Origin of the sequence: Paenibacillus sp. FSL R7-0345, from assembly GCF_038595055.1 — a bacterium.
GTDB lineage: Bacteria > Bacillota > Bacilli > Paenibacillales > Paenibacillaceae > Paenibacillus_AQ.
Window position 1 is genome coordinate 4,747,378 of sequence record NZ_CP152002.1, and the last position, 25,754, is coordinate 4,773,131.

Genomic DNA, 25,754 nt, shown 5'->3' on the forward strand with positions numbered 1-25,754 from the left:
GGTTGTTTTTCTCTACACATTTATCTTAACACATCATTTCCGTCTTGTATAGTGAATTCTTTCACAAAGTATAAAGTTTTTTTGATTCGTTTTCAAAGCGCTTTCATTCTATCATAATCAGGACTATTACCCACTTTTTATGTATTTTCCTTGGTTATATTTAACTCGTGTGGCTTTTCATGCTCCAGTTTCAGTGCTTTTACATGCTCTGGATGCCCCTGCTTTGTCACAATTTGTCCTGATTTGACATGGTGAAGAAAAAGACCGGCAGTCCTCCAGGGTCGGAGGATTTGCCGGTCTTTTGTCTGCACTAACCCGCTATCTGTCTGCTACTCAACTGTAATAGTATCGAAGAATTGCTCCTGGACCGTTTTGGCTGCGGCATCCAGCTGGGCTTTGGAGTCCGTTCCTTTTTTGGAGAACAGCTCCTGGATCACGTTGGACATTGTTGCATAGTAGTCCTGGGTGTTGTACTGGGCCTCCGGCTTTCCGTCAAGCAGAGCCATAATCTCCGGGTTGTATTGATATACGATGTCCGAATACTTGTCATATACTGCTTTGGTTTTCTTGCCGAACTCGGAGTCAGCAGCATAGTAGTCCAGAAGCGGCGGGATAAAATATTTGCCGTCCGCCTTGCGCTGCTGTAGGATCGCATCAAGCGCATCCAGGCCCTTATCCGAGAAATAATCGAACGTGATATAACGGAACGCCATTTCCTGCTCATCCTTGGAGGCGTTCGGATTGATTACGAGATAATCCCCGCCGAGTACACCGGTGTGCTTGCCGCCCTTTTCAGCAGCAGGCATCGGGTAGGTCAGCACATCCGCCGGCTTGAGTCCGCCCTGGTTCAGCGCCTGCTCGATTACGCCGTCGGAGCCGGCCATAACCATCGCTGTACGCCCCTGCTGGAATGCGCCGACTGCATCGCCCCAGCCCAGTGCCCAGTCCTGCGGAATCGCTTCGGCTTCCCATCTCAGCTTTTTATAGAAATCCAGCGCCTTAACGCCTGCGTCTGAATTGAAAGTGGCTACTACCTTGCCGCCATCTACGTTCTGGATCTCCCCGCCAGCCTCGAACAGGAAGTTGGTCCAGTTCCAGCCCGCCTCGTTGCCTTTACCCATTGGTGCAATGCCGGAAATGCCTTTCTTCGCATCGGCAACACCTTTGGCGGTATTCAGCATGTCATCCCAGGTCCAGTCCATCGGCGGAACGGCGACACCTTTATCGTCCAGCATTTTTTTGTTGATCATGGTTGTAGTGACGTAGCCCTTTTGGGTTACACCGTACATTTTACCGTCAATCAGGAACTGGTTCTGCAGCACGGGATTGATCTGCTCCTTGTACTCATAAGCGTTCCAGAGGTCAGTAATATCGGCCGCCCAGCCCTTTTCCACCAGGAATTTCGCTTCCGTCGCATACGTGTTGAAGAAGGTCGGGGCCTCATTGGCCGCCATTTTAATTCCGATTTCACTGACACTGTACTGCCAGTCGTCCTTAATGATCTCTACATTCGGATACTCTGTCTGGAACCGCTTGATCCGGTCGTCTTCCTGTGCGCGCATTTCGGTCAGGTCCGGGGTCGGATAGTGGATTTTGATTGTTACTTTTCTCTGGGTGATATCATCCGCAGGCGCATCTGTCGCAGCAGTGCTGTTATCTGCAGCTGTAGCTGCCGGCGCCGGAGTCGCTTCCCCTCCTGTATTCCCCTGGGCATTTCCGTTGCTGTTATTGTTGCCGCCGCAGGCGGATAACAACGAGCTCGCCACAAGGAGGCCTGCTAATACGCTGGAAAATTTACGCATTGAAACTCCCCTTTTCAATTCATAATTAGCTTACAAATTCATCTTAAAAGAGAAACCGTTTACAAACGAGGTGTATTTATATTCCTTTCATGTGCAGGTTTACGATCGTGTGGATTCTCATGTTAAGCGCAGCACTCAGCCCTCTAGCCTTTTACTGCAGACAAAGCTACACCGCGCATAATAAACTTCTGGAATATCAGGAACACAAGAATCGGCGGCAGCGACACGAGAAAAAGAATGGCAAATTTGATATTCGTATTAAGCGCCTTCACGCTGATTACATATTTGTAGATCGCAGTCGCCAGCGTATATTTTTCCTCGGAATGCATGACCAGTGACGGCCAGAACCAGTCGTTCCATGCAGTGGAGAAAATAAAGATCGCCAGCGTGGCAAAAATCGGCACCGACAGCGGAACAGCAATCGCGAAAAAGCTTCTCGGCTCCGAGGCCCCGTCGATCCGCGCCGCTTCAAAGATCTCCGGGTGGATCCCGTCGAAGAAATTTTTCAGCAGCAGAAAATAAAACGTGTTCGCTCCCGCCGGCAGCCAGAAAGCCGCATACTGGTTCAGCAGGCCCAGCTCCTTCAGATTTACAAAGTTTGGAATCATATAGCTCGTCGCCGGAATGAACAGCGTCATCAGGAAAAAGAAGTAGAACGCTTTGCGGTACGGCACGTTCATCCGCGAAATGCTGAACGAGGCCATCCCGAGCACAACCAGCGTCATAACCATATTTCCGGCAAAAATATAAAGTGTGTTCTTGAGGAATTTCAGCAGATCAATATAATTCACCGCATCCTTTAAATTGCCGAAATGCCACTCCTGCGGAAAAAAATGCGGCGGAAACGAGTTAACCTCGACATTTGATTTCAGCCCGTTGAACATTGTCATCAGGATCGGATACATCATCGTGAACACCATTACGGCAATGCACAGCACCATAATACCGTAGACAACCTTATTGCCTGTCTTTTTCAGATCGTGCTCGGACAGAATGCCTCTCTCTGCGCTCTTCATCCTAGTTATCCTCCTTATTCAGCCTGAACTGTAAAATGCCCAAACCGCCAAGGACGATAAACATCAGCATGCCCAGCGCCGTGGCCGTGCCGTAATCCAGTCTGGTAAAAGCATACTTTACAATCAGCAGCGCATAGGTTAGCGTTGTCTTGTTCGGCCCGCCGTCCAGCAGCGCCAGCTGGGACTGATACCCCTGCGAGGTCGCGATGATCTGCAAAATCAGCATCAGGATGATCAGGTTGCGCAGCGACGGCAGCGTAATGTGGCGGATCCGCGCCCACACCCCGGCTCCGTCAATCTCCGCCGCTTCATACCAGTCACGCGGGATGCTGAGCACAGCCGCCAGGTAGATCAGCATCCCCGAGCCGAACTGCTGCCACGTCTCCATAAAGACAAGTGAGAGCATCGACCACCTGCTGTCCGTCAGGAAAGGGATCTGATCTGCCCCCATAGTACCAAGCAGCGCATTAACAGGACCGACAGGATCATACAGCCACCGCCACAGCCCGTAAAGGACCACCGCCGGCATGACATAAGGCAGATAAGCCGCCACCCGGACGAAGCCGCCGAACTTCCGCAGCTCAGAGATCGCAATGGCGAAGGCAATCGGTACCCAGAAGCCGACAACCAGACAGAGCAGCATGTAGTATAGTGTGTTCTTGATGGCGATCAGCACATCGGGGTCGCTAAGGGCTCTAGCATAATTTTCAAAGCCGACAAAGCTGTTTCCTTTAACAAAATCCACCGTGTAGAAGCTGTACAAAAAGCCTTTAAAAATAGGCACCCACATAAACATGATGAAAATAACAATCGCGGGGACGAGGAACATATAGCCCCAAAAATTTTTCTTCCAGCGGTTCTGCTTATACGGCCTGCTCTCAAGCTTTGCCGGCAGCTCGTCGTGAAGTGCAGCGGTCTGATTCATCTGGCTCCCTCTTTCCTTTCGTCTTCAAGCACTTTGACAAAGTGCTTCCTACCTTAATTGTAGGAAAGGCGGGGGGGGGCTGCACATGTGTATATCTACCGAAGTCATGAGTGTTCTTACTTCTTCAGCTCGCTCGGGCTGATGCCGTAATATTTTTTGAAAATCTTGCTGAAATGCTCCGGCGACTCATACCCGACCCGTTCAGCAATTTCGTAGCGGCGCAGATCGGTATGCAAAATCAGCTCCCGGCTCTCCTCCATCCGCAGCTTAATTACATATTCCCACAGGTTATGGCCTGTATTTTTTTTGAACAGATAGCTCAGATAGTTGGGGCTGACATGATTTTTTTTGGCTACCTCATGTATCGTTAGACCCTTCTGGGCGTAATTTTCATTGATATACTCCTTCGCCTTCTGGACAATCAGATTGCTGCGGGTGTGCAGCTCCTCGGCGGAAGGCTCACCGTCACCGGTATAGCTGGTCCAGTTAAAGTCCCCGTAATAGAACACATAATGGTCATTGTGCTCCCTGTTCCAGAGGATGGCCCGGGACGCCTGGCGGTTCAGCACCGCCATAAACGGCAATCCTCTGAGAATCTGGCTGATCCCGATGACCGCATTCAGGTGCAGATATTTGTGGATGTTAAAATAAAGGCTGCGGCCCAGCACATCCAGCCTGCTGACCTGACCGCCCCCGGACTCCTCGTAGCTTTTTTCGTCCCACTGGATGATTACAGTGATTTCCTCCTCCGGCGAGTAAAAGGCCGTCGAGTCCCATCCCTGGTTCAGCAGCTCTTTCGCAATGTTAAGCGCGCCGTAGCGCAGCAGCCCGCGGTCACGCGGGCTGTAATCGGCACTGCTGTCAGTGCCCGGAAGCGGCAGCTTAATCTTGAGCACGGCAAAATAAGGGCCCTGCAGCTTCAGCTCATCCAGCTTGCGCATAAGCTCTTCGCCGCCCATCACGGCAGCAGAATCGGCAAGCAGCCTGTTCAGCACCTCGCTGTAGGCAGGCAGAGGCTCCTCGAGCCGGAAGCTATCACCGGGTCCGGCCATGAAACCGGCGAGCTCGGGCGAAGGGCGGTCCATTTTGAGCAGCACATTCCGTACCGAATCCAGAAACTGCTCGCTGTTCAGCGGCTTGATCAGGTAATCCTTTGCGCCCAGCCTGACGGCCATTTGCGCATACTGGAACGTTTCGTGGGCCGAAATGACAATTGCCTGCACCCACGGCTTCGCCAGCTTGGCATGCTGCATCAGCTCGATCCCGCTCATCGCCCCCATCTGGATGTCGGTGACAATCAGATCAACCTCCTCCATCCGGATACAGTCGAGCGCCTCGAAGCCGCTGCCCGCCGTATAAATATTGCCGATATCCAGTCCGGAGGAAGCAAGCAGACTGCTGAGGCCTTTACAGATAAGCGGTTCATCGTCCACAACCAGAATATTGAACATTTGCGGATTCCCCCTTCTATTCTTGAACTTCTGTTTTGGGCAGCAGAACGGCGGCAACCGTTCCTCCTCCGGCACGCGGTCTGTAGGTGATACCGTAATCCGGGCCAAAATGCAGCTGCACACGCTGGTTAATATTGCGGATGCCGTAGCCGCTGGCCGGATTCGGGCTCTCATCATAAAGAATCCGGGTGATCGCCTCGTAGTCAGCCTGCTTATAGCCATTGTCTTCTATTGTAATCAGCACTCTGTCCTCCATAGCGGCTGCAGTGATGATAATTGCCCCGTCTTCCTCCATATTTTTGACCCCGTGGATAATGGCGTTTTCGATCAGGGGCTGAAGGGTGATTTTGGGAATCAGATTGCTTTTGGTTTCCGCTGCAATGTTCCAGGTCACTGAGAACACGTAATCGTAGCGGTGCTGCTGCAGCTTGATATAGGCGCTGGCGTGCTCCAGCTCCTCCTCCAGCGTAATCAGCTCCCGGCCGCGGCTGAGGCTGATTTTCATCAGCTTGGATAGCTCCTTGATCATTTCCGCGGATTCCACGTTGCCTTCCAGCGAGCTTTTCCAATAAATACTTTCCAGAGTGTTATACAAAAGATGCGGATTAATCTGCTGATACAGCAGCTGCAGCTGGGACTCCTTCTGTTTCAGCTCCATCTGGTATTTGTACATGATCAGGCCGTTCAGCCTGCGCGCCATATCATAGGTTGAGGAGATCAGCACGCTGACTTCGTCATTGCTGCCGCGTTTCGGTGTTTCCGGCACCCGGTTGCCCGGCTCATACTTACGCACAAAAAAAGCCAGCTTCTGCAGCGGTGTCATCAGCGAACGCCAGAAATAGGTGATAATAATCAGACCGAATAAGGCGTAGGCCACGGTTATGTACTGAATGACTCTTTTCATCTCGTTCTGCTGCTGAAGCAGCGCTTTTACCGGGATCTTATAGACCAGCTTCTGCCCGAGCATATGGTTGTTGTTCACCACATAAATGAAGTCGTCGGTAATCACGTCCACCGTTCCTTCCGGATCGCCAGTCTCGGCCCCCTCCGGCAGCCCGATAATGTCGCCTATGGAATTCGTGCTTGATGCCAGCACCCGGTTGTTCATATCTGTCAGGTAAATTTCCCCGTCCGGCAACGAAATCGACTTTAGAGATTCCCCGATCTTGGCCTCCATCTTCGTCACTACGAGCACGCCTATTGTTCCGGCACCAAGGTAAATGTTATTGACCGCCCGCACATACGTGAGCGTCTTCTGGTCCTCAGCCTGCGGGCTGAGCCGGTCCATGAACATCAGGTTGCCCCGGCCCTTTTGCTCCACTGCCTGCCTGAACCAGAACGGCTCCTCTTCCTTCGTAAAAAAATAAACCCCCGCCTTCTTCACCTGCGGAAAATTGGGGGCGAAAAAATAATAATTGTTCGGATCGTATACATACAGAGAGTAATAAATGGCATCTCCGCGCTCTACCCCCTGCGAGTAGCTGCCCAGCAGCTTTTCTATCGTTTCATAGCGCTCCACCCGCTCCATGATGGGATCAAGCCCGCTCATGTTCAGCTGCTGCAGAAACGGATTCTGGATCACCGTCGACGTTATTTTGTTAACGGTATCGATGTCCCTGTTGATGATAGCGAAATTCTGCTTGTTCAGCTCTACATAAGCATTGGTCACATGACGCTTCAGAACCTGCTCGGCCTTGTAATTGCCGTAACTGTTAAGAATCAGAATTGGGGTAAGCATAATGACGAACAGCAGAATCAGCTGCTGCTTGACGTTCAGCCGGACAATCGGCCTGATCAGTGCGGACCACACCCTGTAACCACCTCCAGTTTCAATAATATAACAAATGAAGAAGCGCTTACATATGTTTATTTTAAAGTTGTTTAGGCGGGATTGTATGCAATTATTGCGTCCGGCAGACACCTCCGAGGCTGTGGGTGTCATTACGCAGAACATTTGGGCTTCCGGCCGCTGTTGTCTCCAGATTTTATGATTTATACCGCTTGCGGTTAAAATCCGGAGACAAAGGCGGACGCTGACGCTCCTACAGCTCCAAATTTCTGCTCCATGACTTCCAGCCTCTTCCGGAAACTGTAAAGCACAAAAGATTGACTACGGGGTGTTGGCATATTCTTCATCAAACAACGTTTAAAGCATAAGTGTGCATTTTCCACCTAATTAGCTCATTTACATTCAAACAGGCCAGCCGGAGCATCCGGCTGACCTGTTTGATGATGGGCCCATGGTGCAGAATATGGCGGGCCGGCTGAGTGTGGCTGATTATTTTAAATAACCTCTGGTAAAAGCGATTGAGCCGTCATAATCGACATATACACCGTGAACATTCGGTTGCTTCAGGACATCCGCGACATAGTAGTACAGCGGCAGGATGACCATTTCATCGATCAGCAATTTCTCGGCCTTGGCATACAAGCGCATCCGTTCGGCAGGGTCCTGCTTTTGCCGCGCCTGCAGAATATAGCTGTCATACAGCTTATTGCTCCAGCCGGAATCATTTTCGGCACTCCATGACGTGAAGTACTCCAGAAACGTAGCAGGGTCATTGTAATCCGCCCGCCAGCCGGCTCTGGCTACTGTGTAGCTCTGGCTGTAGCGGTTGTCCAGCAGCTCGTTCCAGGCCTGAACTTCAACGTTGGCTTTGATGCCCAGTTTTTCCTTCCAGCCGGAAACGATGATTGAGGCGATCAGATCATGATTTTGCTCCGCATTTACAATTATATTGAATTCCGGCAAGCTGGTTAAGCCCTCTTCCTTCAGTCCCTCCTGCAGCAGCTTGTGGGCCGCTTTATCATCTTCTCTGAAATATCTGGAATCCTTAATTTCTGAACGGAAGCTTTGTTTAGCCCCGTGAATGCTTGGAGCAACATCTCCATAAGCAGGAGTACCGTAAGGCAAGCCCTCGCGGTCAACCGCCATTGCCAGCGCTTTACGTATCTTCACATTATTGAACGGAGCTTTATTCACATTAAACTGATAGTAATACAAGCTGGCGTATGGAAAAGAATAGATTTCAGTATTGGCATCAGCGGTTAGCTGGTCATAATAATCGATCCTAGTATTTTCACCGCTGCCGATCCAGTCGAGCCCAGCATCCAGATAAGTGTCGGTATTCGATGGCTGGCCAGCCGCCGGCTTGAGAAAATGAACCTCAGAGAACCGAATTTCCTTAGCTGCGTAATATCCGGCATTTTTGACCATAACAACTTGGTTGGCATCCCAGGCTGCCAGCTTGAACGGGCCGTTAGTCACTATAGCCTTCGCGCTGGTTGCCCAGCCGGTATTAGCTTTAACCACTGCTGCGTTAACCGGCAGATAAATATTCTCGGCGAGCATCTGAAGAAACGTGTAATTTGGAGCTGCAAGCGTCACTTGAAGGGTATGGTCATTCAGCGCCTTGATCCCTATTTTGGAGGCATCCTTCTGCTTGCCGTTGTGATAGCTCTCCGCTCCGGCGATCATATACATTTTGAAGGCCAGGCTATTGTATGACTGTGGAGATAAAGCCCGCTTCCAGGCATATTCAAAATCCGCCGCCTTTACAGGCTGTCCGTTGCTCCATGTGGCGCTGGTCCGCAGAGCAAAGGTGTATGTTTTGCCGCCGTTCGATATTTTCCAGGACTTCGCTATGCCCGGCACAGCTTGTCCGTTCTCATTCAAGCGGACCAGACCTTCGAATAAGCCCTTAATAACCGAAGACTCCGTATCGTTGACGGTAAGGGCTGGATCAAGTAACCCCGGAATAACGTCCACCCCAATTCTGAACACCTGTCTGCTTCCTTCTGCTGAGACCTCTTCCCCTTGTGTTACCCCGATGCCCAAAATCAATCCCAATGCCAAAAGCATATGAAGCAGCTTTTTCATCTAAGATTCTCCTTCCCCTCTGTAAAATTAAACCAATACTCTCATCTTATCATGTAGCATCACATTCAGATAGAATAACAAACAGCCGTTCATAAGCTCCAAGAGCTCATGAACGGCTTGCATGCCTGAACGAATAATTAAGATCAGCCTATTTCCCGTACCCGTTCATCTGCAGCCAGGAAGCGCAGGCATCTGTCCAGCCGCGCGTATGCGGCTCCTCTTCAGCCAAACCCAGGCCATGTGCCCCGTGCGCATAGACATGCAGGTCAAACGGAATCTGCTGGCGGCGCAGTGCGGCGGCAAGCAGCAGGCTGTTCTCCGCCGGAACGGCGGCATCATCCGCAGTATGCCAGAGGAAGGCAGGCGGTGAATCAGGGGTGACCTGCAGTTCACCGCTTAAACGGCGGAGCAGCTCCTCAGGCGGGTTAGCACCAAGCAGATTCTCCCTGGAGCCCTCATGTGTCACACCATCCATCATGGATACGACCGGATAACACAGTATGGAGAAGTCCGGACGGCAGGACTCCCGTTCCAGTACCTCCTCTGCCTCCTTATTCCCTCTGTCAAACAGCCCCGATGCTGTTGAGGCAAGATGCCCCCCGGCGGAGAAACCCAGTATACCGGTTTTTTGCGGATCAATTCCGAATTCCTCCGCGCGGTAACGGATGGTGCGCAGCGCTCTTTGGGCATCCAGCAGGGCGTTTGGATATAGATAAGGAGCTACACGGTAACGCAGCACAAAAGCGGAGATGCCCAGCGTGTTCAGCCACTCGGCTACCGGCCCTCCTTCATGGTCAGCCCGCAGCCAGTAAGCGCCGCCGGGACAGATCAGCACTGCCGCGTTATTGCTTCCTTCCACCAGATACGGCGTAATTGCCGGGCAGTCCTCATCGCCTGCCCCCAGCGCCCCCGGAGCTCCCTCCGGCCATAATAATAACGTTTCCATCTGCATCCCCCAGGCTTTCCTTCTATAATAGAATCATGAGTCCGCATAGATTGAACGCTGCTGATGCTTGTATATATGTATATTCTCATATTCAATCTATGCCGGGATTGCTTTCCCTCGACTCTTAGTCTATCAAGCCCCTATAGATCATGCAATCCGCTTACAATAATGTCTGCCTCCTTCAGCACTTCAGACCTGCCGATACCGACGACCTGCATACCTGCAGCTTTGGCTGCAGCGACACCTGCTTCGGCATCCTCGAACACGACACATTGTCCGGGCTGCAAGTCCAGCTCCTCAGCAGCTGTAAGAAACACCTCCGGGTCCGGCTTGGCTTTGGATACCCTGTTGCCGTCAACAACGGCATCGAACAAACCGGCAATGTTCAGCCGGTCCAGAATGAACAGCGCGTTTTTGCTTGCAGAGCCCAAGGCGATACTGATGCCGCTGCCGCGCAGCTCATCCAAATACGGCTTTACGCCAGGCAGCAGCTCCGATTCATCCAACCGGGAGATATACTCTACATAAAGGCGGTTCTTCTTGTCCGCCATGGCAAGTTTTTCCGCCTCAGTGAATTCCAGTCCGCCTATCTCCAGCAGGATATCCAGCGACCGCATCCGGCTTACACCCTTAAGACGTTCATTATCCGCTTCAGTAAAATTGAAGCCGAGCTCTGAAGCCAAAGATCTCCACGCGAGATAATGATATTTCGCTGTATCTACGATGACACCATCCAGATCAAAGATGGCCCCTTTCATTTCCTTCAGCATGCTATAATCCGGCATACATTCATAACCTCCCCGTTCTTACTTTAAGTTGATATCCGCAGTCCCTAGCGTCAGCACTGCTCCCGGCCGGCATAGCTGCTCTGCACTGCCGGACGAACATACCTTAAGCGCGCCCCGGTTGCCTGCTGCAGCACTGACGGTTATCTCTTCCCGGCTGACCCTCAGCCGGAAGCTGTCCCCGCGCAGGCTCAGCGGCAGCTCCACTGCCGTCCACTGCTCAGGCAGCGCAGGCTTCACCTGCAGCGTCTCCCTGTCAAACTGCACGCCGGCAAAGCCGAGCACCGCCGCCATCCAGGCTCCGCCGTTTGCAGCCGGATGCGTTCCGCCAATGTACAGATCGCCGACATACTGCTTGGATTCCCCGGTCAAATCCACAGTCGCGGTCCGCATAAAGTAGGGGTAGCCCCAGTCGGGTGAACCGATATCTGCCGCAACCAGCGCATATATACACGGGCTTAGGCTGGAGCCGTGCTCGGTCCGCGGCTCATAGTACTGCCAGTTCGCCTGTTTGACTTCACTTGAGAAGAAGCTTTTGAACAGATTCAGCATCAGCACCACATCTGCCTGCTTAAGAATAGTGGTCGTTGTGGCCAGCCCGTTTCCGCCGCCTAAGTACTCATTCGGGTGAAGCTGCCGTGCTTTCAGTTCGGCCAGCGGAACATCCTCCAGCCCGAAGTAGCGGTCAAACTGCTCGATAAGCAGCGTATTAGGATTAGGCTGAGGAACATAGAAGCTATCCAGCATTTCCCGGAACTCCTTCAGAAACGGACCGCCTGCGAATTGCCCTGCCAGCTGTTGATACCTCTCCGGAAACCTGGCCTGCAGCAGCTCCGAGCACTCAAGCGCCACCTCCAGCGTCCGACGCACCAGAGCGTTGGTAAAGGCATTGTTATTGACCCTTTCATGGTACTCATCGGGACCGGTAACATCAAGAACTTCATAGCGCTGTTTAACCGGATTATAGTAGGCATAGGAATAGAAGAAACGGGCGCATTCCCAGATTACTTCCGCTCCGCCGTCAGCCAGCAGGCTATCATCCCCGGTAAAGGAAACGTACTGCCGGATTCCATGAACCACATCTGCGCTGATATGCACCTGCTTATCACGGAAATAGGTACGCATCGGCCTGCCGGTAAATACATCGTTTACATTAAAAAGCGTGCAGGCATCATCGCCGGTGTCCTGGCTCTCCCAGGCATAAAAGGCGCCAAGATAGCCGTATTCAGCCGCCTTCCGCCGTGCGCCGTCCAGTGTATGAATCCGGTACATCAGCAGATTTCGGGCTGTACCCGGGTCACTGTGCAGAAAAAAAGGCAGCATGAACATCTCCGTATCCCAGAATACAGCGCCTTTGTATACCTGTCCGGACAGCCCCCTGGCCGGAATGGATACTTTCTCCGATCCGGTCGGAGCAATAATCAGCAGCTGATAGATACTGTATCGGAGTGCAAACTGAGCGGCGTCATCCCCTTCAATGAGGCAGTCGCTCCGCTTCCAGCGTTCTGCCCAGGCCTCACGGTGGGCTGCCAGCAGTTGCCCATACCCCGCCGCTTCTGCAGTACGGACATTCTGCATGGCCAGTACGTCCGGGTCGCTGCAGTCCAGCTCCGTATAGACAGCAGCGTATTTAAACCATTCATAAACCTCACCGGCCTTAACGTCAAATGCAATGAACCGCCGTGCACCCTCACCCGCCGTTTCCAGCGCCTCAAATCCGTACACGGTCATTTCTGCTACCGCCACCTGCAGACCCAGCTCACCCGTAACCGCTGTGCACAGATGGACTCCCTCTGTACGCTGCTCCTGCAGTCCGTATAAATGCGGACCATTAATATCCCATACCTCAGAGTCAATCCCCGTCTCCAGCTCAATCCGGCAATCTGCCGTGGCAACCAGGCAGAGCCGGGAAGCCAGCACATGCAGCTGGTCCATGCTGACGAAGCGCTCGGCGGTAAAGGCCAGCTCGCCTCCGCTGATGCTGTATACCGTCCCGCGCTTGTGCAACGCCGCAGAAAGATCCAGCTCCTGCCTGTGGGACAGCGGCTCTGTATCAAGTACACCCAGCCGTTCACCGTTACAGCGCAGTCTGGTGAACAGCGCGTTCGGCGCATTTACCGGCTCCCGCCATTTCCCTCCGGCCTGATCGTATACACCGGCAAGCGTAAGTGCGGCAAGCTGCTCCTTCCCGAATTCCTCCAGCGTTCCGCGGCAGCCCATATAGCCGTTTCCGGTCATATATTTATTACCGTTCGTAACGATATTCTCCCGGCTGAATTCCCGGTCCTCTACCATGCGGCTCATCCGGCCACCAGCCCTTCAGCAAGCGGGAGCGTTACAATATCGGGACCAGCACTCACCTGCTGTCCATACACAATAATTTCTGTACTTCCTCCTGAAACCGCCCTGACCTGCACTCCCTCCTGTGCAACAGCCAGACGGATCAGCACTCCTTCATACTGTATATGGAAGCTGTAGGACGTCCAGCGCTCAGGCAGCACCGGGTTAAAGCTGAGCCGCTCCCCGTCTGAACGCATACCGCCGAACCCGTAAACGATATTCATCCACGCTGCAGCAATCGAGGTGGTATGCAGTCCCTCACGCGTATTGCGGTTGTAATTATCCAGATCCAGCCGGGTGGCGAATTCGAAGAAACGGTATGCCTCCTCATGCTTGCCGAGCTCACTGGCGAGAATGGAGTGAATGGACGGGGACAGCGAGGATTCATGAATACAGCGCGGCTCATAATATTCATAATTGGCCAGCTTGGCTTCCCTGCTGAACTCGCTGTTATACAGGAACATAAACATCAGCACATCCGGCTGCTTAATCATGTCGTAACGGTACAGCCGGTCATAGGACCAGTTTGAATAAAGCGGAAACTCCGTCACCGGAATGGAGTGGATATCCATATGCGGCATATCGAAAAATCCGTCATGCTCCTCATACACCCCGCTGTCCGGGTCAGCCGGAATCTTCATATTCTCCGCCTTACCGGCCCAGTCCGTAAGCTCTTCTTCACGGAGCGCAGTCAGGGCAGCCAGTTCACGGAAACGCTCCGGCACACTTTCCCGCATTTCTGCCAGCGTATCGTTTGTGTACTCAAACAGCTTTTTGGCCATCAGATTGATATAGCAGTTGTTATTCACCATCAGCTGGAATTCATCCGGACCCATTACGCCATAATAGCCGTATTGCCCGGTACGTGCCCCCGACTGTCCCCGGGTAGCATAGAAACGGCTGATCTGGATCAGCATTTCGGCACCTTTGCTATACAGGAACTCTTTATCGCCCGTATTTTTAACATAGTGCCAGATACCATAGGCGACAGCCGTCCCGACATGCAATTGCAGATTGGAATGCTGCCACAGATCGCAGCTTTCGGTTCCGTCGATGGTCGCTATCGGATAGCAGGCGCCTTCACAATCAACCTCCCTGGCCCGCTGCAGGGCCTCCGGCAGAGTTCTATAGCGGAATTCCAGCAGGCTCTTAGCTGCCTTCGGGTTGTTGAACATATAAAAAGGCAGACAGTAGGATTCCGTATCCCAGAAGGCCAGTCCCCGGTAAGCCTCGCCGGTCAGTCCTTTCGCTCCGATGTTATAGCCCGGATGATCTCCGTGGTAGGTCTGGTACAGCTGAAAAATACAAAACCGGATGCCCTGCTGGTTCTCCTCATCCCCCTCAATACAAATATCGCTGGTCTCCCAGACCCCGTTCCAATAGGCAGCCTGAGCAGCGAAGACCTCCGGCGCCTCAAGCATTGCTGCCTCCCCGGCAAGCTTCAGGCCTTTCTCCCAAAGCTGCTCCGGAGTACACATGCCCGCGGTGTCCTTACAGTTTACAGTAAGTTTCGTATAATGAATCTCTTCTCCTTCTATTAAAGGCAGCGTGAAGGACTGTCCGATGAACCGCTCCCGCGCTGACAGTGACAGATCCAATTTAGCCGGCGATTGCAGGACAAACCCCGAGAACAGCTTGTTACCCGTAGTGAGCGTCTCTGCCATAACCGCCGTAACACCATCTGCCGTAACGCTCCGCACACTTTTCCACATACTCCGGCCCCGCTCCTCATGGACCGCCCCGAAATCCAGCCCTGTACACACCTGCACCGCACCCGTGAAATTAAGCGGCTCAAAAGCCACCTGCTGCAGCCCGAGATGTGACATCGTCATGCTGACCAGCCGGGTGAACGTTACTTTAAGCCTTTTGCCGCCCTCCAGTATCCATATAAATTCACGGCGGTAAGTGCCGGTGCGGAAATCCAGCCTGCGGCTGAAATTCTCCACCTTGCTGCGGGCCAGATCCAACTGCTCACCGTCAACATTAATCCGCGTATACAGCCAGTCCACCGCATTCACCATATAACGCAGCGAACGGATAATTCCTTTATAGTGGTTGCCGATTGCATGCTCCTCATATAATCCGTTAAAATAGCTGCCCAGCAGCGTATCCCCCGAGTAGCCCTCCTCCGGATAGCCGCGCACTCCCATATACTCATTGCCCAGCGAAAATATGGACTCCGAAACCCTGTTCCGTAGCGGGTCAAACCCTTCCTCCACTACCGCCCACGGATCGACCGTCAAATATTTATCTGCTACTTTAGCCATGAATGATTTCTCCTTCTCCGTTAATAAATGCCCGCCATAAGCGTACCCTTCACACCTTTCCGTTCCAATGTCAGGCTGTAACGGAGTTATGTGCATTTTTACGGAGTTGAATAAAATCCGTATTTCACAATATAATCTATAAGAAATGTCTCTTTGCGGCAGACAACACAAAAAAACCGTCTCCCAACAATTGTGCAAAATGGGAATCGGCTGTTATAATAGACGTTAATTATGTTTTCTATCCCTGGGCAGGCAAAAACATATCAAATCTCACAGGTTTGAAGTGAAAATTATCACAATGTTAAAAATTCGACACTTTTTCGCGAAATTTTTTAACCATAATGAGGAATTAACATGTATAATTAATTTAAAATTTACTGAAAAACTGAGGGAATAAAGGGGATATCGATTATGATAAAGGAACATTACAATGTTATCGAAGCCCACGGAAATACAAACTGTTTCTCCGAACAGAATTTCAACAGACTTCTCGTTACAATGAAGGAACGTATGGTCCCTGAAGGATCACATTTGTTCTGGGAAGGCGACTACTCGGATAAATTGTTTTATATCAAACGTGGACGCGTGAAGCTGACCAAATCTACAGACGAAGGCAAGGAACTTATTCTTTATATGTATCAGGCAGGTGATATGGTAGGCCAGGCCGACCCGTTCTTCAGCACGAAGCACAGCTTCACTGCAGAAGTTATTGAAGAAAGCGAAGTTGGCGTGATTGAACAAAAGGATCTGGAAATTCTGATCTGCCAGCACTGCGATTTCGCAATTGATTTCATGAAGTGGATGGGCATTCACCACCGTCTCACGCAGACGAAATTCCGTGATTTGATGATGTACGGCAAACCGGGCGCCCTTTGCTCCACCCTGATCCGTCTTGGCAATACCTATGGCGAGAAGAATGGCGACAACATCCTGATCAACAAAAAGATTACGCATACGGATCTGTCCAACATGATTGGCGCTACCCGTGAGAGTGTTAACCGGATGCTGAGCGATCTGCGTAAAAAAGATGCTGTTGAATACGAAAATGGCATGATTGTCATTAAGGATCTTGGCATGCTGCAGGAAATCTGCCATTGCGAAATGTGTCCTAACGAAATTTGCCGGATTTAATTTCCTAGTAATAATACCCTCTATTCTCCTCATTGAAACAGTTCTGGCCCAAATATTATGAATAATACAATAGAGTGGTCAAAGGCGCCGTTAACGCGTCTTTTTTTCTGTGTTTAAGTAGATTTAACTGCCATTACGTCTCCAGTGGCTGCTTCATTTCCCATTGATCGTAAGCGCCCGCTACAGCTGGCAAACGCCCTCCGGCTAACCATTCGGCTGCAAGCACCGCTACAGGTGACGCCAACTCCAAAGAGATTTCCTCAAGCTCCACCCACACTGCCCCAAGTGAATCCTGCCCGGCGAACATTTCGATTGGAGCTGCTTGCTGGTCCTCTTTGACCTCGACCATATAAAGTGCCGCAATGTGATGCATGTGCGTATAGAAATCCTCCTGATACCGTACAAAAAAATCATAGGTGCCCAGATTGTTCTTCACGGATACGGACAGTCCGGTCTCCTCTCTGAATTCCCGCACCAGGCCGTCTATCAGCGCCTCATCACTCTCCAGCCTTCCGCCGGGAAGATCATATCTTCCTGTATATGGTCCTCTACCTTTATGTATGAGCAGCAGTTTACCGTCCCTTATACAGATCCCGTACACTCCAAAATGATTAAAGCTCTTCATTGCTTACTCCCCCTAGCACCGGATATCCCCAGTGTAACAAAAAAACTGTCCTGAAGGCTAATGCCTCAGGACAGTTTATCAGTACTACCTTAACGTTTGCTGAATGTGTTGCGGACAGGAGAGATGAGCCAGTACGCTGCGCCGACGAACAAGCCGCCGCCGATGATATTGCCAAGCGTAACCGGAATCATGTTGTGCAGCCAGCCGGCTATCGTAACGGTCTCGGGGTGGTTTGGCAGCAGGACAGCTACGCTAAGCAGGGTCATGTTGGCTACACTGTGCTCATAGCCGCTGGCGATGAAAGCGAACAGGCACCACCAGATGAGCACAAGCTTGGCGGCTTCACTTTTGGCACGCGAGGACATCCAGATCGCCAAACAGACGAGCCAGTTACAGAGAATACCGCGGAAGAACAGCTCCGAGAAGGGTAGCGTCATTTTTTTGGCGGCGGCCGCGAAGATCAGATGCTCCGCAGGGGCAGCCTTAAATAACCCAGTTCCTTGAATTAACAGTGCAAGAATTATGGCACCGGCGACATTACCGATAAAGACGATCACCCAGTTTTTGACCGTATCCCATACTGAAGTTCTTCCGGCAAGAGTACTTACGGTAAAAAACATATTGTTCCCGGTGAACAGCTCCGAGCCGGCAAAAATAACCAGGGTCAGTGCGATCCCAAAGGAAGCGCCCATTACGAGCGGCTGGAACGGCGATTTAATCGCCGCCAGCGGTGCCCCCAATGAGAAAATTAGAATAATTCCGATTCCGACATATGCCCCTGCCAGCAGTGCGGCCAAAAAGTACCGCGGCAAATTTTCATTCATTTTATCCCGTTTGCTGACTGCTGCTTCTACGATGTTCTCGACACTTTGCGTAAACATCTCTCCACCCCGCCGTTTCTTATCTTAAATTTAGCTTTGAATCAAAGTGCCCTGCAGGGTAACCTTCACGCTGTCACCGTCTACAGTAACAGGGAATGTCGCTACCGTACCGTTATCAGGAGCTTGAACCTCTCCGCTGCGCAGATCAATTTTCCAGTCATACAGCGGATCATACAGATAATGTCCGGATACGATTCCTTCCGCGAGCGGACCGCCCTTCGGATGAGGATTCTTGTTCTCCACTGCGAAAATCTGGCCATCCGAGGTTTTGAACACAGCCAGCTCCACAGGACCGCAGCCGATTACACGCCCGATCTGCGGCAGGAAATGCTGAACCGTCCCAATCGTGTACTCATGATTTGTATTTTCCATTGTTCTCTCTCCTCCTGAGCTTCCGTATTAGTGCTGTGCTTTTTCAAACAATGCGCTGCGCGTGTCTTCGTCTTTCAGCATTTTTTCCCATGGATCGGACACCTGGGCCAGGGCAAAGTCAATCCGTGCCGCCAGCTCCTTGCGGTTCTCCTCGTTGTTCAGAATGACACTCTGGATCTTTTCAAGACCCATGCGTTCTACCCACTCCGAGGTTCTTTCCAGATAATTGCCGGTTTCACGGTAGAACTGCATTACAGCAGAGCACACTTCGATCAGCTCTTCATCCGTCTTCACTTTGCAGAAGGAATCTGCAATACGCGGTTTAATACCGCCGTTACCGCCGATAAATACTTCCCATCCGCCGTCGTTGCCGACGATACCGATGTCCTTGGTGCATGATTCCGCACAGTTACGCGGGCAGCCGTTAACCGCCATTTTGAACTTGGCCGGGAAATCAAGCCGTTCGTATTTACGCTCAAGGAGTGCGCCCATTCCCATGGAATCCTGGGTTCCGAAACGGCAGAACTGGCTGCCGACACAGGTTTTAACAGTACGAAGGGATTTAGCATAAGCATAACCGGATGGCATATCCAGCTCTTCCCACACTTTAGGCACATCTTCTTTTTTGACACCAATCAGATCCAGACGCTGTCCGCCGGTTACCTTCACTACCTTCACATCATATTTCAGGGATACATCAGCAATCCGTTTCAGATCTTCCGGTGTAGTTACACCGCCGTACATACGCGGAACAACTGTAAAGGTACCATCCTTCTGAATATTGGCGCTCATACGCTCATTGACAAAACGTGATTCTTTCTCGTCTTCATGAGTGTCCGGATAAATCATGCCCAGGTAGTAGTTGACGGCCGGACGGCATTTGGAGCAGCCTTCAGGCTGTTTCCACTCCAGCACGTTCATAACTTCCTTGGTAGTCTTGAGTCCCTTCGCTGTAATCTCAGCAACAATTTCATCACGGCTGAGCGAGGTACAGCCGCAGATTCCGGCTTTGGCGCTCTCTTTAAAGCTGTCACCGAGCACGAACTGGAGGATCTGTTCAACAACCGGCTTACAGCCGCCGCATGAACGTGTTGCTCCGGTGCAGGCTTTAATTTCATCAACAGTTGTAAAGCCGTTCTCTGTCACCGCATCGACAATCGCTTTTTTGGTAACCCCGTTACAGCCGCAGACGATTTCTTCATCAGCCATCGCTTCTACGGACATACCCTTTTTGGCACTTCCCCCGCTGCCGCAGCAGCCGGTTCCCATTACTTCGCTGTAAATCTCATCCGTCATCTCTGTGCCTTGTTTCACAAGCTTTTGCAGATTAGCAGATTCGGTTACATCACCGAACAGTACCGCACCGACGATCACATTATTTTTGAGCAAAATCTTCTTATAGGTTCTCTTCCACTCATCTTTGGCAGAGATAACAGTATGCTCCGGTGTATCCGTAAACTCACCTGCCGAAAAGACATCCACGCCGGAAATTTTCAGCTTAGTCGATACAACCGAACCTTCATACGGCTGGGTAGCTGCTCCGCACAGGTGCTTCGCCAATACCATTCCCTGTTCGAACAATGGGGCTACCAGACCGTAGCAGGTACCGCGGTGCTCTGTACATTCACCAACGGAGTAAACATTCTCCATCGAAGTCTGCAGGTAATCGTCAACGACAATCCCGCGGTTTACGGTGATGCCGCTGTCTTTGGCCAGCTGGGTATTCGGCTTGATGCCTACTGCCATAACCACAAAATCCGCCTGCAGCTCGGTGCCGTCACTGAATCTTAGTCCGTTAACGCGTTCATCTCCGGTCAATTCCGCTGTCTGCTTGCCCATCGCGAACTTCACACCTTGGCGTGTAAGCTCTGCCTGCAGCATCGACGATGCGGTGTGGTCAAGCTGGCGCTCCATCAGATCCTCAAGCAGATGCACTACTGTTACATCCATGCCGAGGTTAACCAGTCCTTTTGCCGCTTCAAGCCCGAGCAGGCCGCCGCCGATTACTGCTGCTGTACGGTACTGCTTGGCCGCCGCCAGCATGGCATCACAGTCAGCAATGTCGCGGAACCCCACCACGCCTTCTTTGGTGCTGCCTGGAACAGGCAGAATGAAGGAGTTGGAGCCTGTTGCAATAATGACTTTATCGTAAGGAACAGCCTGTCCGTTATCTGCGATAACCTGGCGGGATTCCTCATCGATCTTTACAACCGTAGTTCCTGTATGCAGGGTAATGTTGTTATCTGCGTACCACTGGCGGTCATTTAGAATAATATCTTCAATACTTTTGCTGCCTTCAAGTACATAGGACAGCATAATCCGGTTATAGTTGGGGTGAGGCTCACTGCCGAAGATCGTAATATCATAAGCGCCGCCCAGCTTCAAAATCTGTTCAATAGTCCCTACGCCTGCCATCCCGTTGCCTATCAATACTAACTTTTGTCTCTCCATTCTCACTGTTAAAACCTCCCCGAAGCTTTTAAAAAATCCTTTTGCTTTCTATCTCGTATCTGAATTATACATTTTAAATTTAAATGGCATTTGTGATTAGAATCACATTAATTGTGAATGTTTTCACAATATTACATGTTATGTTAGCTTACATTTGATCAGTGGAACACTTAAAGTTTGCAAAAAAAGCAGCCAGGTTTCTCAGTAGCCGCCACCGGCGTATAGAGAAACCTGGCTATAAAAACCATCTGCACCTGACCTTCTTCCCTTACCGCAAAACAAGTGAAATCTCCAGCTCATCCTGGATTCTCAGCTTCATATCGATGCCGCTGTCCAGCAGTGTCTTGTCATTCAGCTTCAGCTTCCATTCTTCATTTGAAAGCGGCTTGTATTCTTTGACAGCAAGCAGTGTCCTGTTGTTTTCGGCCAGATGAACCAGGCCGCTGCTCTTCAGCATCCCCCGCACCGTCAGATCCTCGGTATATGGGATGACATAGGAGTGGGTCAGCTCAGGCTGGCCGCTCCCGCCGTTGACGGTCAGTATAACCGGTCGGAGCGGAGTGTCCTGTACAGCTTCAGCTGTTATCAGGATTGTATCCTCCCGCTTTACCACGGTGCTTAGATCAGTAACGGGCTTGCCGCTTAATTGAATCTCCCAGTCCATGTCAGGACTGAGCGATATGTGGTTTACAGTCAACAAAGAAGTGCCGTCTCCGGCAAAAGTGACAAGGCTGCTGGCATCAAGCAGTTCCTTAACAGTGATATCCGGCTTATACGCATCACTGATCTGCCGTCCTGAGCTGCCGGTCAGATCCGTGTCCCCTACTTTCAGGGAGAACACTGGCTGAACAGCACCGGCAGCAGCATTATTTACCTCCAGATTCCCGTTCAGGGCTTTACAGCCCCCGGCAATCACAATTAGCATGAGTCCCAGACAAACCCGCCACAGCAACTTCACTGTCATTTACCGGCACCGCCTTCTTTGGCCTGAACACAGCTTCCAGCATTTTCACAGGCCTGTAGTTGTTATGTATTCATCTTATTTAAGGATAACGTAAATGGACAGGCTTCTCAAATAAAAAAAGCCCCCCAAGGGGCTTTTTCAACAGCAGACGTTGCTTATGCTTGTTGATAACGCAAGAACAGGTTGTTGTTCTCAAGGTGTACATGCTCGAAGGTCATGCCTTCCAGCTCTTCAAGCCGGGCATAGGTCAGACGGTAAGTGGTGCAGGCATGCGGCGGCGGGGTGAAGTCATTAGTAACCGCACGCAGCTCACGCAGAATTTCGCCGGCCCCATCATGCTCCTGCTCCAGATTGTGCAGCAGTTCATGCAGCTCAGCCAATTTTTGCTCGCTTGGATTTTCGCTGTAAGCCAGCATTTTAGGGAATTCCACTTCCTCTTCCTGTGCTGTGTGCTTCAGCAGATCTTCACGCAGCAGGTTGAACAGACGGTGCACTTCAGCCAGATGAGGGGAATCATCGCCGTGGACACGGAAGACCTTGGTTACGTTCTGGCTGATCTGCGGAAGCTCTTCACGGAGGTAGCGGTGATGCTTGTTCACAATATGCTCAACCAGCTCACGGGACGAGGCCTGATTCCATTTCGTATCTTCTTCTAGTACAGGATGCTCCTCTACCAGCTTGTGCAGATCTCCGAGCAGCTGGTCTGCATTCAGACCCTTTTCTTCGGCTGCTTCAGCCAGCGGCTTGGCGCCACCGCAGCAAAAGTCGATCCGCTGTCCTTTGAAATAATCTGCTGCTTTCGGAAATTGCAGTACGATATCTCTTACAAAATCTTCACCGCTGAAGCTAAGCTGTTCTGTTGTATGGTTTAGTTGATTGGCCGTCATAATAGGCCCTCCCTTTGTTATTGGTCTAGGTTCTTTCTTACCTCTACACAATAACGCTTAGCCAAACCCCGGCTTGTGATTTTACGCACTAAATAAATAAAATTTTATTGAACGCTTATTTCAAAAAGAAATGAAGCTTAGCAGCATAAAAAGCACCCCTGGAAAGGAGTGCTTAGGGCAATCCATCAGCATCAAATTGACTACAGAATAGTTGCCCGCATATACGTACGCTTCCCCTGTGCGTCCTTCAGATATGGACCTAGCCCGGCGAACCTGGAATGGTCAACATACACACCGGTCATCCAACGGCCTTCCGTCAGCCCTCCATTCCACTGCAGCACCAGATCAGGGGCGGATATCCATTCCTGATACACCTGTATATGATCTTCCTTATATTCTTTGAAAGGCTTGCCGTTCTCAATCAGCCGGAATGAGCTGACATAAGTCGGCACAAAATAGCTCGATATCGTATCCAGATCGTCCCCATCCAGAAAAGCGTCACTGCCCAGATAATGCTGGAACAGCAGCGTATTCTCATACAGTGACCAAATAACCGCCTGTAACACCATGCTCTGCCTTATTCCGTTATGAAAAGTGAACAGCCGCTGCCGGCCTGTTGCGGCCCGCTTTGCAGCATCCGCCGGCTCCAGGCAATGCCGCTCACAACCGATACACTTCCAGCCGGCTGGACTCTGAATCCATTTCTGAAACACACTACCGCTGTCATTATCTCCTTTATATAATGAGGAAATAATTTCATAGGGCACGCCGATCCACGAATCCCACAAGGAGCCGGGAAGATGGCCGTGCAGCATGAATAGCGCTTTATCGTAAATAAGCTGCACTTTAATCGAAGCGGTCTCCAGTTCGGCAACATCCTTTTTTCCATAGGTTATTTCCCGGGAAAACAAGGTGGTTTTCATCTTCCTCGCCTCCTAAAAATGTTGTGCAGAACGGACTCCACAAATTGATTGCGCTTTCACTCTTATTCCCTGCGACATCATAATCAGCGGTTAGACAGGCTGGCCTCACCAGTTTTTCCTATTATATTACATTTCCACACTCATTGTGCAAGTTTTATTTTGTTAAAATCTAATATTTTCCTCCACGCTGTTGAAAAAGCCCCTCTTTCCATAAAGGATAAAGGGGCTATCATCAGGACTACAGTAGCGGGACTACTCGACCCAGCTCTCGGCCCAGGACTGAATCTGCTGCATGACCGGCTCAAGCGCGCGGCCCTTTGGCGTTAATTCGTACTCGATGCGTACCGGCGTTTCAGGATACACATGTCTTACCAGAATGCCTTCACATTCCAGATCCTTCATCCGTTCCGACAGCATTTTATCGCTCATTGACGGAATCAGTCCGGAGATATCCTTGAAGCGCTTCGGCCCGCTCATCAATGTCTGGATAATAAGTCCATTCCAGCGTTTGCCTAAGAAAGAGAAGGCCGTTTCGAATCTTGGGCACATCGTCATCTGATGTTCTTCCATTGTTCTCACCTCTCAGTTGTAAAGCTTACTATTAGTTAGTATATATAATTTTAACATATTTATAGCATAATGAACATCGTTTCGCCAAAAAAAATTCATCAGCCCTACCTTATTATATCCGTAGTGTCAATCCCCTGTGCCTTCCTGCGGCTTGCGCCGGGCGATTGCTTCGGTCACTACGTAAGCCAGATCATCGTTACCGTACAACGACAGAACCCCGAGAACCGTATCATCCGAAATATCTCCGGCTTCTTCTTCAGGCACAGTCAGCGCAAGCGCCCGGCCGAGTGCAGCATTCCCCTCCTGCTGCGGGTAAGCCTGCAAATATAGGGCATGCGGGTCCAGCTTGTTGTTTACGCACCACTGGGCAAATACGAGGATCATCATTTCTTCATCCCGCTTGTAGCTCTCGATGATTTGTTCCTCCATTGATTTACGGTAATCGTCCATGTTCCTGCTCCTCTCTGTTTATCTGGCAGTCAGCTCTGCCGCCAGCCTGTGACCAGGCAGTACGGCGGATGCAGAAATGCTACACTGCTCCGGTGTATGAATAGTACTTAAAAAATGCTTGACCGCTCCGCTGAATCCCCTGCGCTCCAGCACCGTATCCCAGCTACCAAAGCTTTGGTTGCGCGGCAGTGAGCCTTTTTCATATAACACAACCCGTTCCAGATCTGTTACCTCTACTGATCTCCCGCTGCCGTGCAGCTCCAGCTTCTCAATATCAGCCCCTGCATCCCTGACCATGCTGTACATCCCGGTAACCCCCCGTTTCCAGCCAAGAATTCCGGAAGACTGCAGCAGCCTGCCTTCACTGTCGGAGTTGAGACTGCTTTTGAGCAGCTCATAATCGTTACCGCACAGCCACAACAGCAGATCAAGCATATGAATCAGATCATCATGGATCGTCTCATGGCTGCTGCTTCCATTCTGCAGGCTGGTACGGTGCTTGACGGCATGGCACAGGCTGATGCCGCCTGCCTTCTCGAGCCAGGCCTTGGCTGCCGTATACATCGGGGCAAACCGCCGGTTAAAGCCAACAGCAAGCAGCAGCCCCCGGTCCTCAGCCAGCTGCGTCATCCGTTGCGATTCTTCCAGTTCATAAGACAACGGCTTGTCTACATAAACCGGTAACCCGTGCTCCAAACATTTTGTCACATATTCATAATGGGTTGTAGTGGGACTGTGCACAAATACCGCATCCAGGTCCCAGGACAGCAGCTCATCCAGATCCGTTGTCCCTTTAGGCAAACGGTAGGAACGGACCGCTCCCTGCACTGTAACCGGCGAATGGCTGAGCACGCCGACCAGCTCTGCCTGATCGTGACGGGACAGCAGCGGCAGATATACTTTGCGGGCAATATCGCCGATCCCGATCATCGCGACTTTTTTACGTACGGGAGTATTCATAGTACATCTTCCTTTACATGTCGTATAGATGTATTATACCGTGACATCACGCCGCGACAATGATCTTTGCTTCATTAATTACTTTTTTTTCAGTATGATGAGAGGATCAGCTTGCGAAGGGGCATAGT

At 51.1% G+C, this 25,754-nt stretch carries 21 protein-coding genes; 1 reads left to right on the forward strand and 20 read right to left on the reverse strand.

The window, feature by feature from the left end:
- Nucleotides 1–329: 329 nt before the first annotated feature.
- From NST84_RS20595 to NST84_RS20640, 10 genes are all read right to left on the reverse strand, one after another.
- Nucleotides 330–1,802: an extracellular solute-binding protein gene (locus NST84_RS20595; RefSeq protein ID WP_342562019.1), complete on the reverse strand. Its 1,473-nt coding sequence runs from the start codon at nucleotides 1,800–1,802 to the stop codon at nucleotides 330–332.
- A 143-nt stretch (nucleotides 1,803–1,945) separates the two neighbouring features.
- Nucleotides 1,946–2,818, reverse strand: a complete 873-nt coding sequence (locus NST84_RS20600; protein WP_342562020.1) for a carbohydrate ABC transporter permease — start codon at nucleotides 2,816–2,818, stop codon at nucleotides 1,946–1,948.
- A 1-nt stretch (nucleotide 2,819) separates the two neighbouring features.
- The gene (locus tag NST84_RS20605) at nucleotides 2,820–3,743 is read right to left on the reverse strand and encodes a sugar ABC transporter permease (protein WP_342562021.1); all 924 of its coding nucleotides are present in this window, start codon (nucleotides 3,741–3,743) and stop codon (nucleotides 2,820–2,822) included.
- A 116-nt stretch (nucleotides 3,744–3,859) separates the two neighbouring features.
- On the reverse strand, nucleotides 3,860–5,194 hold the full coding sequence (locus NST84_RS20610) for a response regulator (protein WP_342562022.1): 1,335 nt from the start codon (nucleotides 5,192–5,194) through the stop codon (nucleotides 3,860–3,862).
- A gap of 16 nt (nucleotides 5,195–5,210) precedes the next feature.
- On the reverse strand, nucleotides 5,211–6,932 hold the full coding sequence (locus NST84_RS20615; protein ID WP_342566481.1) for a histidine kinase: 1,722 nt from the start codon (nucleotides 6,930–6,932) through the stop codon (nucleotides 5,211–5,213).
- Between the two features lie 540 nt (nucleotides 6,933–7,472).
- Complete coding sequence (locus tag NST84_RS20620) at nucleotides 7,473–9,074, reverse strand: peptide ABC transporter substrate-binding protein (protein ID WP_342562023.1); 1,602 nt, start codon at nucleotides 9,072–9,074, stop codon at nucleotides 7,473–7,475.
- Between the two features lie 148 nt (nucleotides 9,075–9,222).
- On the reverse strand, nucleotides 9,223–10,020 hold the full coding sequence (locus NST84_RS20625; protein ID WP_342562024.1) for an alpha/beta hydrolase: 798 nt from the start codon (nucleotides 10,018–10,020) through the stop codon (nucleotides 9,223–9,225).
- A gap of 140 nt (nucleotides 10,021–10,160) precedes the next feature.
- Nucleotides 10,161–10,805 carry a beta-phosphoglucomutase gene (gene pgmB / locus NST84_RS20630; RefSeq protein WP_342562025.1) on the reverse strand — a complete coding sequence of 215 codons (645 nt, stop codon included), beginning with the start codon at nucleotides 10,803–10,805 and terminating at the stop codon, nucleotides 10,161–10,163.
- Between the two features lie 21 nt (nucleotides 10,806–10,826).
- Nucleotides 10,827–13,109, reverse strand: coding sequence for a glycosyl hydrolase family 65 protein (locus NST84_RS20635; RefSeq protein WP_342562026.1), 2,283 nt, complete (start codon nucleotides 13,107–13,109; stop codon nucleotides 10,827–10,829).
- Nucleotides 13,106–15,412 (reverse strand): glycosyl hydrolase family 65 protein, encoded by a 2,307-nt coding sequence (locus NST84_RS20640; RefSeq protein WP_342562027.1) that lies wholly within the window; start codon nucleotides 15,410–15,412, stop codon nucleotides 13,106–13,108. The genes NST84_RS20635 and NST84_RS20640 overlap by 4 nt, the downstream gene beginning before the upstream one ends.
- A 414-nt stretch (nucleotides 15,413–15,826) precedes the next feature.
- On the opposite strand from NST84_RS20640, the gene NST84_RS20645 reads away from it, so the two are divergent.
- Nucleotides 15,827–16,543 carry a Crp/Fnr family transcriptional regulator gene (locus NST84_RS20645; RefSeq protein WP_039879110.1) on the forward strand — a complete coding sequence of 239 codons (717 nt, stop codon included), beginning with the start codon at nucleotides 15,827–15,829 and terminating at the stop codon, nucleotides 16,541–16,543.
- Between the two features lie 133 nt (nucleotides 16,544–16,676).
- Here the strand turns inward: NST84_RS20645 and NST84_RS20650 are convergent, their stop codons facing one another.
- From NST84_RS20650 to NST84_RS20695, 10 genes are all read right to left on the reverse strand, one after another.
- The gene (locus NST84_RS20650; RefSeq protein WP_342562028.1) at nucleotides 16,677–17,168 is read right to left on the reverse strand and encodes an NUDIX hydrolase; all 492 of its coding nucleotides are present in this window, start codon (nucleotides 17,166–17,168) and stop codon (nucleotides 16,677–16,679) included.
- Between the two features lie 89 nt (nucleotides 17,169–17,257).
- Nucleotides 17,258–18,049, reverse strand: coding sequence for a formate/nitrite transporter family protein (locus NST84_RS20655; RefSeq protein ID WP_342562029.1), 792 nt, complete (start codon nucleotides 18,047–18,049; stop codon nucleotides 17,258–17,260).
- Between the two features lie 30 nt (nucleotides 18,050–18,079).
- Nucleotides 18,080–18,421, reverse strand: a complete 342-nt coding sequence (nirD, locus tag NST84_RS20660) for a nitrite reductase small subunit NirD (protein WP_342562030.1) — start codon at nucleotides 18,419–18,421, stop codon at nucleotides 18,080–18,082.
- 27 nt (nucleotides 18,422–18,448) lie between these two features.
- Nucleotides 18,449–20,878, reverse strand: a complete 2,430-nt coding sequence (gene nirB / locus NST84_RS20665; RefSeq protein WP_342562031.1) for a nitrite reductase large subunit NirB — start codon at nucleotides 20,876–20,878, stop codon at nucleotides 18,449–18,451.
- Nucleotides 20,879–21,140: 262 nt separating this feature from the next.
- Nucleotides 21,141–21,836 (reverse strand): hypothetical protein, encoded by a 696-nt coding sequence (locus NST84_RS20670; protein ID WP_342562032.1) that lies wholly within the window; start codon nucleotides 21,834–21,836, stop codon nucleotides 21,141–21,143.
- A gap of 155 nt (nucleotides 21,837–21,991) precedes the next feature.
- Nucleotides 21,992–22,723 carry an iron-sulfur cluster repair di-iron protein gene (ric, locus tag NST84_RS20675; protein WP_342562033.1) on the reverse strand — a complete coding sequence of 244 codons (732 nt, stop codon included), beginning with the start codon at nucleotides 22,721–22,723 and terminating at the stop codon, nucleotides 21,992–21,994.
- Between the two features lie 200 nt (nucleotides 22,724–22,923).
- Complete coding sequence (locus NST84_RS20680; RefSeq protein ID WP_342562034.1) at nucleotides 22,924–23,646, reverse strand: hypothetical protein; 723 nt, start codon at nucleotides 23,644–23,646, stop codon at nucleotides 22,924–22,926.
- 252 nt (nucleotides 23,647–23,898) lie between these two features.
- Complete coding sequence (locus NST84_RS20685; RefSeq protein ID WP_249899790.1) at nucleotides 23,899–24,216, reverse strand: helix-turn-helix domain-containing protein; 318 nt, start codon at nucleotides 24,214–24,216, stop codon at nucleotides 23,899–23,901.
- 126 nt (nucleotides 24,217–24,342) lie between these two features.
- Complete coding sequence (locus tag NST84_RS20690) at nucleotides 24,343–24,666, reverse strand: hypothetical protein (RefSeq protein WP_342562035.1); 324 nt, start codon at nucleotides 24,664–24,666, stop codon at nucleotides 24,343–24,345.
- Nucleotides 24,667–24,684: 18 nt separating this feature from the next.
- A complete protein-coding gene (locus NST84_RS20695; protein WP_342562036.1) occupies nucleotides 24,685–25,626 on the reverse strand; it encodes a Gfo/Idh/MocA family oxidoreductase in 942 nt (313 codons plus the stop codon).
- Nucleotides 25,627–25,754 lie beyond the last annotated feature (128 nt).

What these genes read in the sequence shown, in the direction of transcription:
- NST84_RS20595 (WP_342562019.1), bottom strand. Translation starts at nt 1,802, where the DNA reads ATGCGTAAATTTTCCAGCGTATTAGCAGGCCTCCTTGTGGCGAGCTCG.
- NST84_RS20600 (WP_342562020.1), bottom strand. Translation starts at nt 2,818, where the DNA reads ATGAAGAGCGCAGAGAGAGGCATTCTGTCCGAGCACGATCTGAAAAAG.
- NST84_RS20605 (WP_342562021.1), bottom strand. Translation starts at nt 3,743, where the DNA reads ATGAATCAGACCGCTGCACTTCACGACGAGCTGCCGGCAAAGCTTGAG.
- NST84_RS20610 (WP_342562022.1), bottom strand. Translation starts at nt 5,194, where the DNA reads ATGTTCAATATTCTGGTTGTGGACGATGAACCGCTTATCTGTAAAGGC.
- NST84_RS20615 (WP_342566481.1), bottom strand. Translation starts at nt 6,932, where the DNA reads ATGCTTACCCCAATTCTGATTCTTAACAGTTACGGCAATTACAAGGCC.
- NST84_RS20620 (WP_342562023.1), bottom strand. Translation starts at nt 9,074, where the DNA reads ATGAAAAAGCTGCTTCATATGCTTTTGGCATTGGGATTGATTTTGGGC.
- NST84_RS20625 (WP_342562024.1), bottom strand. Translation starts at nt 10,020, where the DNA reads ATGGAAACGTTATTATTATGGCCGGAGGGAGCTCCGGGGGCGCTGGGG.
- pgmB (WP_342562025.1), bottom strand. Translation starts at nt 10,805, where the DNA reads ATGCCGGATTATAGCATGCTGAAGGAAATGAAAGGGGCCATCTTTGAT.
- NST84_RS20635 (WP_342562026.1), bottom strand. Translation starts at nt 13,109, where the DNA reads ATGAGCCGCATGGTAGAGGACCGGGAATTCAGCCGGGAGAATATCGTT.
- NST84_RS20640 (WP_342562027.1), bottom strand. Translation starts at nt 15,412, where the DNA reads ATGGCTAAAGTAGCAGATAAATATTTGACGGTCGATCCGTGGGCGGTA.
- NST84_RS20650 (WP_342562028.1), bottom strand. Translation starts at nt 17,168, where the DNA reads ATGAAGAGCTTTAATCATTTTGGAGTGTACGGGATCTGTATAAGGGAC.
- NST84_RS20655 (WP_342562029.1), bottom strand. Translation starts at nt 18,049, where the DNA reads ATGTTTACGCAAAGTGTCGAGAACATCGTAGAAGCAGCAGTCAGCAAA.
- nirD (WP_342562030.1), bottom strand. Translation starts at nt 18,421, where the DNA reads ATGGAAAATACAAATCATGAGTACACGATTGGGACGGTTCAGCATTTC.
- NST84_RS20670 (WP_342562032.1), bottom strand. Translation starts at nt 21,836, where the DNA reads ATGACAGTGAAGTTGCTGTGGCGGGTTTGTCTGGGACTCATGCTAATT.
- ric (WP_342562033.1), bottom strand. Translation starts at nt 22,723, where the DNA reads ATGACGGCCAATCAACTAAACCATACAACAGAACAGCTTAGCTTCAGC.
- NST84_RS20680 (WP_342562034.1), bottom strand. Translation starts at nt 23,646, where the DNA reads ATGAAAACCACCTTGTTTTCCCGGGAAATAACCTATGGAAAAAAGGAT.
- NST84_RS20685 (WP_249899790.1), bottom strand. Translation starts at nt 24,216, where the DNA reads ATGGAAGAACATCAGATGACGATGTGCCCAAGATTCGAAACGGCCTTC.
- NST84_RS20690 (WP_342562035.1), bottom strand. Translation starts at nt 24,666, where the DNA reads ATGGACGATTACCGTAAATCAATGGAGGAACAAATCATCGAGAGCTAC.
- NST84_RS20695 (WP_342562036.1), bottom strand. Translation starts at nt 25,626, where the DNA reads ATGAATACTCCCGTACGTAAAAAAGTCGCGATGATCGGGATCGGCGAT.